The following is an 11,227-nucleotide window of genomic DNA, read 5'->3' on the forward strand; positions in this document are numbered from 1 at the left end:
TGCAGGGGGGACCCTGTGGGAGAGTAGGACACCGCCGGACAACCATTCCCGAAGAGCCGCCCACCACGTGGGCGGCTCTTCGCATTTAACACACCCGGTGAAGAGCCGGAAGAAGGGCCGACCCGTGCAACGGGTCGGCCCTTCGTGCGTTCAGGAGCGCTCGCGCCGAGGTCAGCGCCGCGGCTCGAGGCGTACGATCACAGCCTTCGAGACCGGCGTGTTCGAATCCTCGGCCGCGCTCTCGAGCGGCACCAGCACGTTCGCCTCGGGGTAGTAGGCGGCCGCGCAACCGCGGGCCGTCGGATACGACACGAGTCGCTGGTTCGCCAGCACGCGATCGGGCTGTCCTGGCCATTCGCTCACCACGTCGACCCGGTCGCCGGCCGCGAGGCCGAGCTCGAGCAGGTCGTCGGGATGCACGAACACGACGTCGCGTCCCTTCTTGATGCCGCGGTACCGGTCGTTGAGGCTGTAGATCGTGGTGTTGAACTGGTCATGCGACCGAAGCGTCTGGAGGATCAGGCGCCCGGCCGGCCGTTCGATGTGCTCGAGCTCGTTCACCGTGATCATGGCCTTGCCGGTGACGGTGTCGAAGCGGCGTTCGTCGCGCGGGCCGTTCGGCAGGATGAAGCCGCCCTTGCGGCGGACGTCCACGTTGAAGGTCGCGAAGCCGGGCACCACACGCGCGATGCGGTCGCGGATCCGGTCGTAGTCCGCCTCGAACTCGCGCCAAGGGAGGTCGTGGCGTGCGCCGAGCGTCGCGTCCGCGAGCCGGCAGACGATGGCGATCTCGGAGAGCAGCCCGTCGGCGACGGGCGGGATGGCTCCGTGGCTCGCATGCACGGCGCAGACGCTGTCCTCGACGGACACGAACTGCGGCCCCGTCTGCTGCAGGTCGATCTCGGTGCGTCCGAGCGTCGGCAGGATCAGCGCCTCTTCCCCCGTCACCACGTGCGAGCGGTTGAGCTTCGTCGAGACCTGCACGGTGAGCTTCGCGCCGCGCATCGCCGCCTCGGCGACGGCGGTGTCCGAGATCGCGCCGACGAAGTTGCCGCCGAGCGCCACGAACACGTCGATCTCGCCGTCGCGGAGTCCGTGCACCGTCTGCAGCGCATCCGCTCCGTGCCGGCGCGGCACCGGGAAGGCGAACTCGCGCTCGAGCGCCGAGAGGAAGCTCTCGGGCATGCGTTCCCAGATGCCCATGGTCCGGTCGCCCTGCACGTTGCTGTGCCCGCGGATCGGCGAGGCTCCCGCGCCCGGCTTGCCGATGTTGCCGCGGAGGAGCAGTAGGTTGACGATCTCCTTGATCGTCGCGACGCCCTTCTTCTGCTGGGTCAGGCCCATGGCCCAGGTGATGATGACCCGGTCGGCGGCGAGGTACTCGGCCGCGAGCGCGTCGATCTCCTCGACGGGCAGGCCAGTGGCCGCGGCGACGGCAGCGTCATCGAGTGACGAGAGATGCTCCTGCAGCTCGTCGAGCCCGATCGTATGCTCCGCGAGGAATGCGTGGTCGAGCACGGTGCCGGGAGCGGCGGCCTCGGCGTCGAGCACGCGCTTGGACACGGCTTGGAGCAGCGCCATGTCGCCGCCGGCGCGGATCTGCAGGAAGCGGTCGGCCATGACGGTGCCCTTGCCGATGAGCCCGCGCACCTTCTGCGGATTCTTGTATCGAACGAGTCCAGCCTCTGGGAGGACGTTCACCGAGACCACGCGTCCGCCGTTGCGCTTCGTCTCCTCGAGGGCGGTGAGCATGCGCGGATGGTTCGTGCCGGGGTTCTGTCCCATGACGATCACGAGATCGGCCTTGCCGAAGTCGTCGTAGGCAATGGTCGACTTGCCGATGCCGATCGTCTGGCCGAGCGCGGTGCCCGTCGACTCGTGGCACATGTTCGAGCAGTCGGGCAGGTTGTTCGTTCCGAGGGCGCGGACGAAGAGCTGGTAGAGGAAGGCGGCTTCGTTCGACGCGCGGCCGCTCGTGTAGAAGGCCGCGCGGTCGGGCGAGTCGAGGGCGTTCAGGTGCTGCGCGACGAGGCCGAACGCGGCATCCCATGAGATCGGTTCGTAGTGATCGGAACCCGCCGCCTTGTGGACGGGCTCGGTGAGGCGCCCCTGCTGGCCGAGCCAGTACTCGCCGCGGTCGAGCAGCGAGGTCAGCGAGTGCTCGGCCCAGAACGAACGCGGCACGGTGATCGGCGTCGCCTCCCAGGTGGTGGCCTTCATGCCGTTCTCGCAGAACTCGAGCACGTTGCGGTGGCCGGGATCGGGCCACGCGCAGCTCATGCAGTCGAAGCCGTCCTTCTGGTTGATCGCCAGGGCGAGCCGTGCGGTGCGCGCGAGGCCCATGCCGCTGAGCGCCGGCTCCATCGAGTGCAGGATGCCGGGGGCGCCGACGGCCCAGGTCTTGGCATGCCCGACGGCGAGGTCGGGATACAGGTCGGGGGCGGCGTTCGGGTCGAGCGAGCGTTCGGTCGTCATGTCAGTCCGCCGTCGTGTGCTCGACGAGCTGCTCGGCCGGGTCGGCCGTGGGCGCGGCCGAGTCGGCGACGATGCGCTCGGCGCCGGCGTAGACGACCATCGAGTCCCCGCGCAGGAAACCGACCAGGGTGATGCCGGCATCCGCTGCATGCTCGACGGCGAGCGACGACGGAGCCGAGACCGCGGCGAGCACGGGGATGCCGGCCATCGAGGCCTTCTGCGTGAGTTCGAAGCTCGCCCGACCCGACACCTGCAGCACCAGTCCGCGGAGGGGGAGGAGGCCCTCGCGGGTCGCCCAGCCGATGACCTTGTCGACGGCGTTGTGCCGGCCGACGTCCTCGCGGAGCACGATCATCTCGCCGGTGCGGGCGTCGAAGAGGGCGGCCGCGTGCAGGCCTCCGGTCTTCTCGAAGATCTCCTGCCCGGCGCGCAGTCGGTCGGGGAGCCGGATGAGCAGTTCGGGATCCACGCGCAGGTCGGCGTCTGCGACGGGGTGCGCCGTGCGGGTGTGCACCGCGTCGATGCTGGCCTTGCCGCAGACCCCGCAGGAGCTCGAGATGTAGAGGTCGCGTCGGGCCGAGGCATCCGGCTGCGGCACGCCCGTCGCGAGGGTGAGATCGAGCACGTTGAAGGTGTTCTCACCGTCGGGCCCGGCGCAGTGGATCGCCGCGGCGACCTGGTCGCCGCGGGAGATGACGCCCTCGGAGACGAGGAAGCCCACTGCGAGGTCGACGTCGTGCCCCGGCGTGCGCATGGTGACGGCGAGCGGGGCGCGGCCGACGCGGATCTCGAGCGGCTCCTCGACCGCGAGGAGGTCGTCGCGGCGGGTCGTGCGACCGCCGACCGTGATTCGAGTGACCCGCTTCCGTGCGGTGATCCTGCCCATGCTCCCTGCCTATCACGGTCTTCCGTGCGCAGGCTGCCATGCGAGCCGAATCGTTCGGTTCGCGGAGCGTGAACACGGGTGTTCCCGCCGCCGTCGCTGTGGTGGGATGACGGAATGGACCTGCTCATCCTCGGCGGCACGCAATGGCTCGGACGCACGCTCGCGGGGGAGGCGGTCGCGCGGGGCCATCGGGTCGTGTGCCTCGCAAGGGGCGAGGCCGGTGCGGTCGCCGAGGGCACCGAGCTCGTGCGCGCCGACCGTTCCGAACCCGGTGCGTACGCGGAGGTCGCGGGTCGCGAGTGGGACGCCGCGATCGACGTGACGCGCCAGCCGGGTCACGCACGAGCGGCCGCGGCGGCGCTCGTCGGCGTCGTGGGGCGCATGGCGTTCATCTCCTCGTGCAACGTGTACGCGGCGCAGGACGAGCCGGGCGCCGTCGAAGGCGTGACCCTCCTGCCGCCGCTCGAATCCGACGAGTCCACGCCCGAGACGTACGGCGAGGCGAAGTCCGCGATCGAGCGGGCGTATCGCGAGGCGTTCGGCGAACGGTCGCTGACGATCAGGCCGGGGCTCATCGCCGGGCCCGGCGATGCCTCCGGCCGGAGCGGGTACTGGGTGGCTCGGGCGGCCCGAGCGGCACGCGACGGAGGGCCGGTGCTCGTGCCCGATGTGCTCGAGGCGGCCGCGCAGGCGATCCACGTCGACGACCTCGTGCGCTTCACGCTCGACTCGGTCGAGCGCGGGGCGACGGGCGCCTTCAACGCCGTCGGCGACCGGGGCACCTTCGGCGGGTGGCTCGAGACCGCGAACGCGGTCGCCGGCTACGACGGCGAGGTCGTCGCCGCACGACCTGAGTGGCTCGCCGAGCAGGGCGTCGCGGAGTGGTCGGGACCCGAGTCCATGCCGCTCTGGATCCGCGACCCCGAATGGGGCGGCTTCCTCGACCGGTCGAACGCCGCCGCCAAGCTGGCCGGGCTCACGTTGCGTCCCCTCGGGCAACTGCTCGACGAGACGCTCGCCTGGGAGCGCGGGCAGGGCCTCGACCGCGAGCGCGGAGCCGGGCTGTCCGCCGAGCGCGAGCGGGAGCTCCTCGGGCTGCTGCGGGGCTGAGGGGGTTACGCGGGGCCCAGCTCGGGTGCTCGTCCGGGATCACAGACGAGAACCGGCGCGGATGCCGCGCCCGCGAGCCCGTGCGATCGGTAGCGTGCTGGCATGTCCACGCTTTCGCACGACCCCGGCTGGCCGCGTGCCGGCGCCTGGCCCGCGCTCGACGAGACGCCCGCCGCGGCATCCGTGGACCTGGCGATCCTGGGGGTTCCGGCCTGGCGCACCTCGCTCTCGCCGACGAACGCGCACGCGACGCCGGCCGCGATCCGTGAGGCACTGAGACGGTACAGCCCCGCGCTCGTGCCCGATCGCTCGCACGGCGATGTCGTGGTCGATCTCGACGGTCGCGACGGGGGCCGGCTCGCGATCGCCGATGCCGGCGACGTCGACGAGCCCGACGGACCCGAGGGCGAGGCCCGCACCACCGTGGCGGTCGCCGGGGCGCTGGGCCGCGCGCGAGCGCTCATCGCGCTCGGCGGCGACAACTCGGTGACCGTGGCGACGGCGCTCGGGGCGTGGGGCGCGGACCTCGGCCGCGCCGGACTCGTCACGATCGACGCGCACTACGACCTGCGCGACGGCATCTCGAACGGCTCCCCCGTGCGGAGGCTCGTCGAAGCCGGGCTCGACCCGGGGCGCATCGTGCAGATCGGCATCGCCGACTTCGCGAACTCCGCGGCGTACGCGCGCAGGGCCGCCGACCTGGGCATCACCGTGATCCACCGCGACGAACTGCATCGCCGATCGCCCGCCGAGGTGATGGCCGAGGCGCTCGCGATCGCCGGTTCGGCCGGCGGGCCGGTGCACCTCGACGTCGACGTGGACGTCTGCGACCGCTCGGTGGCACCGGCCTGCCCCGCCTCGGTCCCGGGCGGCCTCGCGGCGTGGGAGCTTCGCGCGCTCGTTCGCGCCGCCGCATCCGACGCCCGGGTGCGCAGCGCCGACCTCGTCGAGATCGACGCGACGACGGATGCCGCAGACCAGCGCACGGTGCGGCTCGCGGCGCTGTGCGTGCTCGAGTTCGCGGCCGGGCTCGCGGCTCGCGGGGCGTCGGCCGGCTGATCGCAGGTCGGACGGAGGGGCGGCGCGCCTCACCGCGGAAGCGCGGCTCGGCCGCCGACGGTCGGCTGAGCGGCTCCCGTGCGGTCGACGGTCACCGGTGGCAGACTCGGCGCATGAAGACGCTGATGCTCGTGCGCCACGCGAAGTCCGACTGGGGCCAGCCGGGCCTCGCCGACCACGATCGGCCGCTGAACGACCGGGGGCTTCGCGACGCTCCCGCGATGGGGGCGCGGCTGCGCGAGCGCGGATCGGTTCCCGACGCGATCCGGTCGAGCACCGCACTTCGGGCGCAGACCACGGCGAAGCTCATCGCGCGCGAGCTCGGGCTCGACGCGGCATCCGTCGAGCTCGACGAACGCCTGTACGGCTCGTCGCCGCAGACGATCCTGCGCGTGGTCGGCGAGCTCGACGACGCGCTCGGGCGGGCCATGATCGTCGCCCACAACCCCGGCATGGCCGACCTCGCGTACGACCTCACCGGGTCGATCGGCGAGATGCCCACGTGCGCGGTGCTCGAGCTCGACTTCGACGTCGACGAGTGGGCCGAGCTCGAGTTCCAGGCGCCGGTCGCGACGAGGTTCGACACGCCGCGGTAGGCAAGCCTCAGGGCTCGATCGCCGCGCCGGCACGCGGGCTCGGGCTGGACGAGCGGTCAGTCGTCGGATGCCGCGAGCAGGCGTCGCACGTACGGCGTCGCCGGGGCGGCGCGAATGGCCTCGAGCGTGCCGCGCTGGGTGACCCGCCCGCCCTCGAGCACGAGCACGGCGTCGGCGAGCCGTGCCGCGTCGGCCGGACTGTGCGTGACGAGCACGGTCGCGCCGCCGAAGTCGCGCACGTGCGTGGCGAGTTCGTCGCGCATCTCGGCGCGCACCTCGACGTCGAGCGCGGACATCGGCTCGTCTAGCAGCAGCACGTCGGGCTCTGCCGCGAGGGCCCGCGCGAGCGCCGCGCGTTGGCGCTGGCCGCCCGAGAGCTCAGACGGCAGGCGATCGGCCAGCGTCACGAGGTCGTAGCGTTCGAGCCAGGGGCGGGCGGCCTCGCGTGCCGCGGCGCGAGAGCCGCGCATGCGTGCCGCGAACGCGACGTTGTCGCGCACGGTCAGGTGGGGGAACAGCACGTAGTCCTGGAACACCATGCCGACGCGCCGGCGCTCCGACGGCAGCGCGTCGACGCGGCGCCGGCCGATCGAGATCTCGCCGGCGTCGAGCGGCACCAGTCCGGCGATGGCGGCGAGCAGGCTCGACTTGCCGGCGCCGTTCGGTCCGATGATCGCGAGCGGATGTCCCGGCCGCACGTCGAAGGCGGCGGCGATGCGCGTCGCACCGTAGCTCAGCGCGATGTCGACGCGGAGGCCGGGGCGGCCGGCGTCGCTGCGGCCGGCGGGATCCGCGGCGCGGCCGTCGTCGCCGGGGCGGCCGCCCGCGGCATCCGGCGCTCGAGGGTCGACGCTCATGCGGTCGCCCCGGGGAGCCATCGGTCGCGGAGGGTCAGCAGCACGAGCACCGAGACCGCGAGGAGCAGGAGGGCGAGGGCGACGGCCTCGTCGGGGTCGGTCTGCATCGCGAGGTAGCTCGCGATCGGGAGGGTGCGGGTGGTGCCGGGGAGGGAGCCCGCGAAGGTGATGGTCGCGCCGAACTCGCCGAGCGCGCGCGTGAAGCAGAGCACCCCGCCCGCCGCGACGCCGGGGGCGACGAGCGGCAGGGTCACGTGGCGGAACACCTGCCAACGCGATGCGCCGAGCGTGGCCGCGGCCAGTTCGGTGCGCCGATCGGAGGACCGCAGCGCGCCCTCGACCGCGAACACGAGGAACGGCAGGGCGACGAAGACCTGCGCGATGACGACGGCGCCCGTCGTGAAGGGGATCGTGATGCCGAACAGCTCATCGAGCCACTGCCCGATGAGTCCGCGACGGCCGAGCAGCACGAGCAGCGCGATGCCGCCGACGACGGGCGGCAGCACGAGGGGGACCGTGACCGCGGCCCGCAGCAGCCGCCGGGGGATCGCGGACCACGACTCGGCGTGCGCGACGAGCAGGGCGAGCGGGACGCCGAGCACGAGGCAGATCGCCGTCGCGAGCACGGCCGTGGTGAACGAGAGCACCAGGGCCTCGAGCACGGAGCTGCTCGCGAGCAGCGTCGGCAGGTCGGCCCATGGCGCCCGCACCACGAGCGCGACGAGTGGCAGCACGAGCACCGCGACCGCCACGACGGCGATCGCCGTGATCGGCCAGGCGAGTCGCCCGGTGCCGCGTGCCGCTGCTCGTGCCACTACGGGGCGCCGAAGCCGTGTTCGTCGAGCGTGGCGCGCCCGGCATCGCCCGCCACGAACGCGACGAAGGCGGCCGCGGCCTGCGCCTCGGCGGCGCCGGTGGCGTCGCCCGAGATCGCCGCGATCGGGTAGCGGTTCACCACGTCGGCCGCGGCGGGAACCTCGATGCCCTCGATGTCGTCGCCGGCCGACAGGACGTCGGTGCGGTAGACGAGCGCCGCGTCGACCTCGCCGAGGGAGACCTTGGTGAGCACGGCCTTGACGTCGGACTCGAGCGTGTCGGGTGCCGCCGTGATGCCCTCGTTCGCGAGGAGCTTCGCGGATGCCGCGCCGCACGGCACCGACTCGTCGCAGAGCGCGATGCGCAGGTCGGCGTTCGACAGGTCGGCGAGGCCGGTGACGCCGGCGGGGTTGCCGGCCGGGACGACGAGCTCGAGCGTGTTCGTGGCGAAGACCTGCGGATCGGTCGCGAGCCCGGCGTCGACGACCTGCTGCATGGGCGGCTCGGCCGCCGAGGCGAACACGTCGGCCGGGGCGCCCTCGATGATCTGGGTCGCGAGCGCGCCGCTGCCGCCGTAGCTCACGGTGATCTCGACACCCGGGTTGGCTGCCTCGAACTGCGTCGCGAGGTCGTCGAAGGCCTCGGTGAGCGACGCAGCCGCGAGCACGGTGACCTCGGCCGCGTCGAGGTTCTGCGTCGTGGGGCCGGTGGCGGCCGGGGCGTTCTGGCCGTCGTCTCCGGTGCCGCTCGAGGCGCACGCCGTGAGCGAGCCCCCGAGGGCGAAGGCGAGGAGCACGGCGGTGCCGAGCGTCGACGTCGTGCGTCGGCTGCGGGTCATGCGGTGGCTCCCCTGGGCAGTTCGATCGAGACGACGGTGGCCTTCGCGCTCGCCGCGGCGAGCACTCCGGGTTCGAGGCCGAGTTCGTCGGCGGCCTCGCGACTCATGAGTGAGACGACCCGGAACGGCCCGGCCTGCAGCTCGACCTGCGCCATGACGCCGTCGCGGTGCACGGCGGTGACGAGGCCGATGAAGTGGTTGCGGGCCGAGGTGCGCGCGAGCGGGAAGGCGTCGGCCAGCGCGCTGCCGCCCGCGTGCTCGGCCATGAGCCCGACGAGTTCGACGCCCTCGACGACCTGCATGCCGTTCGCGCCGCGCGAGAGGGTGAGGCGACCCTGCTCGGCCCAGCGGCGTACGGTGTCGTCGCTCACCCCGAGCAGCGCGGCGGCCTCGCTGATGCGGAACTGCGTCATGATTCCTCCCGTATTCGCGGAACTTCCACGCTACTGCATCCGCGGATCAGGCGGTCGGCATGCGCGGTCCGTCGCTCGCCTGCGAGAATCGGGGGATGACCAGCATGCCTGCCGCCCCCACCGAAGGCCGTTCGACGGGCGTGCGTCGATGAGCGCGCGCTCGAGCGTCGAGGAGCACGCCTCGTTCGTGCGCTCGCTGCTCTCGGGCCTCGGCGCGCGGCCCACCGAACGGGTCGCCGTCGCCGACGCGCTCGGCCGCATCACGGCCGCGCCCGTCGAGTCGCCCATCGCGCTGCCGCCGTTCCGCAATGCGCAGATGGACGGCTTCGCCGTGCGGGCCTCGGATGTCGCGGGCGCGGCGACCGCCCCGGTGACGCTGCCCGTCGCGGGCGAGGTCGCTGCGGCGCCCGGGACGCCGGCGGTGCTCGCGCCCGGAACCGCCGTGCGCATCATGACCGGCGCGCAGGTGCCGGAGGGCGCCGATGCCGTCGTGCCGGTGGAGGACACCGAGCCGGTCGAGGACACGGAGCCCGCAGGCGGCGACGGGGGCGCGGTGCGCATCCTCGTCGCGCGTGCCGCGGGCGACTACGTGCGCGAGGCCGGCTCCGACCTCGCGGCGGGCGACGACGTGCTGCCGCCCGGGCTGAAGCTCGGATCGCGTCACCTCGCCGCGGCCGCGGCATCCGGCCTGGCCGAACTGCTCGTGCGCGAGCGCGTGCGCGTCGCCGTCGTCAGCACCGGGAGCGAGCTCGTCGCACCCGGCGCCGAACTCGGAGCCGGCGAGATCCCCGACGCGAACGGCATCGCGCTCGCCGCGGCCGTCCGGGCCGCCGGGGCCCTCGTCGTGCGCGAGGCGCGCGTGCGCGACGACGTCGAACGCCTGCGCGCCGAGCTCGACGCGGCGCGCGAGGCCGGCGCCGAACTCGTGATCACGAGCGGCGGCATCTCGAAGGGCGCCTACGAGGTCGTGCGCGAGCTGCTCGAGCCGCTCGGCGCATGGGTGGGCGCGGTCGCCATGCAGCCGGGCGGTCCGCAGGCCGCGGCCGCCTACCGCGGCATGCCGGTGATCGGGTTCCCGGGCAACCCGGTGAGCGCGCAGCTCTCGTTCGAGCTCTTCGTCGCGCCGACCCTGCGGGCGATCGCCGGGCTGCCCGCGGCATCCGTCGTCTCGCTCCCCCTGGCGGAGCCGCTGGTATCGGTCGCCGGACGGCGCCAGTTCCTGCGCGGACGGCGAGACGACGAGGGTCGGGCGGTGCTCGTCGGCGGACCCGGGTCGCATCTCGTGGCGGCGCTCGCGGCATCCGACCTGCTGATCGTGGTGCCCGAGGACGTCACCGCGCTCGCTGCCGGCGAGGTCGTGGAGGCCGTCGAGCTCTGACCGATCCGGCCACCGTGGCGGCCGCCGCTACTCCTCTTCGTCTTCGGAGGTCGTCGCCGGGTCGTCGATGACGAGCTGGGCGACGAGCGCGAGCTCCGAGCTCGTCGAGCGGTGGATGCGGTCGGCGCTGTCGCCGGCGATGGCGGCGCGCACGGCGCTGCCCTCCCACACGAGCAGCATCACGCGCGCCGCCTCGAGTGCCGAGACGCGGAACGTGATGCCCTTGGCGCGCCCGATGTCGGTGACGATCTGGGCGACGCTCCGCTGCATCTCGGCCTCCTGCTCGAGGTAGGCCGAGGCCATCGCCGGGTTCCGGAGTGCGTGGATGCGGATCTCGCTCATGAGGAGCACGCCGAGCCGATCGTCGGCCGAGACGTCGAGCACCTGGTCGAGGATCTCGAAGACGTCGATGTGGTTCGAGGCGAACGCGCCGTCGCCCTCGAGCTCGGCGACGCGCGCGGTCACCGCGTCGACCCGGCCGCGCGTGACGCGACCCGCGAGCTCGAGGAACAACTCGTCCTTCGACTCGAAGTTCGAGTAGAACGCACCGCGCGTGAAGCCGGCGCGATCGCAGACGGCCTCGACGGATGCCGCGGCGAGCCCGACCTCGGCGAAGACCTGGGCTGCGGCGTCGAGGAGCTTGCGTCGCGTGTTCTCGCGACTGCGCGTCGCCGTCGTGGCGGATTCGACCATGGCTGCCATTCAACCCCCGTATTCACATGAAGGCCACAGGTTTGCGAGCCGTCACCGTTCTACGATACAACTACGTATCGGATACAGCGCTGTATCGAACTGTCCT

11 protein-coding genes are annotated in these 11,227 nt (G+C 72.9%); 4 read left to right on the forward strand and 7 right to left on the reverse strand.

Annotated elements, in window-relative coordinates:
* Positions 1-171: 171 nt before the first annotated feature.
* Together ABIC29_RS09265 and fdhD are read right to left on the reverse strand one after the other, a co-directional pair.
* Positions 172-2,475 carry an FdhF/YdeP family oxidoreductase gene (locus ABIC29_RS09265; protein ID WP_116084656.1) on the reverse strand — a complete coding sequence of 768 codons (2,304 nt, stop codon included), beginning with the start codon at positions 2,473-2,475 and terminating at the stop codon, positions 172-174.
* A gap of 1 nt (position 2,476) precedes the next feature.
* A complete protein-coding gene (gene fdhD / locus ABIC29_RS09270) occupies positions 2,477-3,361 on the reverse strand; it encodes a formate dehydrogenase accessory sulfurtransferase FdhD (protein WP_354244660.1) in 885 nt (294 codons plus the stop codon).
* A gap of 114 nt (positions 3,362-3,475) precedes the next feature.
* Between fdhD and ABIC29_RS09275 the strand changes: the two genes are divergently transcribed.
* From ABIC29_RS09275 to ABIC29_RS09285, 3 genes are all read left to right on the forward strand, one after another.
* Entirely contained in the window at positions 3,476-4,471 is a 996-nt protein-coding gene (locus ABIC29_RS09275; RefSeq protein WP_354244663.1) for an NAD-dependent epimerase/dehydratase family protein, read from the forward strand.
* Between the two features lie 102 nt (positions 4,472-4,573).
* Positions 4,574-5,530 carry an arginase family protein gene (locus ABIC29_RS09280; protein ID WP_354244666.1) on the forward strand — a complete coding sequence of 319 codons (957 nt, stop codon included), beginning with the start codon at positions 4,574-4,576 and terminating at the stop codon, positions 5,528-5,530.
* Between the two features lie 113 nt (positions 5,531-5,643).
* On the forward strand, positions 5,644-6,126 hold the full coding sequence (locus ABIC29_RS09285) for a SixA phosphatase family protein (protein ID WP_354244669.1): 483 nt from the start codon (positions 5,644-5,646) through the stop codon (positions 6,124-6,126).
* 56 nt (positions 6,127-6,182) lie between these two features.
* On the opposite strand, the gene ABIC29_RS09290 is transcribed toward ABIC29_RS09285, so the two are convergent.
* Genes ABIC29_RS09290 through ABIC29_RS09305 form a run of 4 tightly spaced genes read right to left on the reverse strand, consistent with a single transcriptional unit; the run spans position 6,183 to position 9,050 of the window.
* Positions 6,183-6,983: an ABC transporter ATP-binding protein gene (locus tag ABIC29_RS09290; protein ID WP_116084643.1), complete on the reverse strand. Its 801-nt coding sequence runs from the start codon at positions 6,981-6,983 to the stop codon at positions 6,183-6,185.
* Complete coding sequence (locus ABIC29_RS09295) at positions 6,980-7,798, reverse strand: ABC transporter permease (RefSeq protein ID WP_199471678.1); 819 nt, start codon at positions 7,796-7,798, stop codon at positions 6,980-6,982. Before ABIC29_RS09295 ends, ABIC29_RS09290 begins: the two co-directional genes overlap by 4 nt.
* Positions 7,798-8,637, reverse strand: coding sequence for a molybdate ABC transporter substrate-binding protein (gene modA / locus ABIC29_RS09300; RefSeq protein ID WP_116084640.1), 840 nt, complete (start codon positions 8,635-8,637; stop codon positions 7,798-7,800). The genes ABIC29_RS09295 and modA overlap by 1 nt, the downstream gene beginning before the upstream one ends.
* A complete protein-coding gene (locus ABIC29_RS09305; protein ID WP_116084638.1) occupies positions 8,634-9,050 on the reverse strand; it encodes a TOBE domain-containing protein in 417 nt (138 codons plus the stop codon). Before ABIC29_RS09305 ends, modA begins: the two co-directional genes overlap by 4 nt.
* A gap of 148 nt (positions 9,051-9,198) precedes the next feature.
* Here ABIC29_RS09305 and ABIC29_RS09310 point away from each other — a divergent pair, with 148 nt between their 5' ends.
* Complete coding sequence (locus ABIC29_RS09310; RefSeq protein ID WP_116084635.1) at positions 9,199-10,428, forward strand: molybdopterin molybdotransferase MoeA; 1,230 nt, start codon at positions 9,199-9,201, stop codon at positions 10,426-10,428.
* A gap of 27 nt (positions 10,429-10,455) precedes the next feature.
* Here ABIC29_RS09310 and ABIC29_RS09315 read toward each other — a convergent pair whose 3' ends face one another.
* Positions 10,456-11,121 (reverse strand): TetR/AcrR family transcriptional regulator, encoded by a 666-nt coding sequence (locus ABIC29_RS09315; protein WP_354244675.1) that lies wholly within the window; start codon positions 11,119-11,121, stop codon positions 10,456-10,458.
* Positions 11,122-11,227 lie beyond the last annotated feature (106 nt).

This window comes from Agromyces sp. PvR057 (assembly GCF_040547485.1).
Taxonomy (GTDB): Bacteria; Actinomycetota; Actinomycetes; order Actinomycetales; family Microbacteriaceae; genus Agromyces.

What these genes read in the sequence shown, in the direction of transcription:
- modA (WP_116084640.1), bottom strand. Translation starts at nt 8,637, where the DNA reads ATGACCCGCAGCCGACGCACGACGTCGACGCTCGGCACCGCCGTGCTC.
- fdhD (WP_354244660.1), bottom strand. Translation starts at nt 3,361, where the DNA reads ATGGGCAGGATCACCGCACGGAAGCGGGTCACTCGAATCACGGTCGGC.
- ABIC29_RS09290 (WP_116084643.1), bottom strand. Translation starts at nt 6,983, where the DNA reads ATGAGCGTCGACCCTCGAGCGCCGGATGCCGCGGGCGGCCGCCCCGGC.
- ABIC29_RS09265 (WP_116084656.1), bottom strand. Translation starts at nt 2,475, where the DNA reads ATGACGACCGAACGCTCGCTCGACCCGAACGCCGCCCCCGACCTGTAT.
- ABIC29_RS09305 (WP_116084638.1), bottom strand. Translation starts at nt 9,050, where the DNA reads ATGACGCAGTTCCGCATCAGCGAGGCCGCCGCGCTGCTCGGGGTGAGC.
- ABIC29_RS09310 (WP_116084635.1), top strand. Translation starts at nt 9,199, where the DNA reads ATGAGCGCGCGCTCGAGCGTCGAGGAGCACGCCTCGTTCGTGCGCTCG.
- ABIC29_RS09315 (WP_354244675.1), bottom strand. Translation starts at nt 11,121, where the DNA reads ATGGTCGAATCCGCCACGACGGCGACGCGCAGTCGCGAGAACACGCGA.
- ABIC29_RS09285 (WP_354244669.1), top strand. Translation starts at nt 5,644, where the DNA reads ATGAAGACGCTGATGCTCGTGCGCCACGCGAAGTCCGACTGGGGCCAG.
- ABIC29_RS09280 (WP_354244666.1), top strand. Translation starts at nt 4,574, where the DNA reads ATGTCCACGCTTTCGCACGACCCCGGCTGGCCGCGTGCCGGCGCCTGG.
- ABIC29_RS09275 (WP_354244663.1), top strand. Translation starts at nt 3,476, where the DNA reads ATGGACCTGCTCATCCTCGGCGGCACGCAATGGCTCGGACGCACGCTC.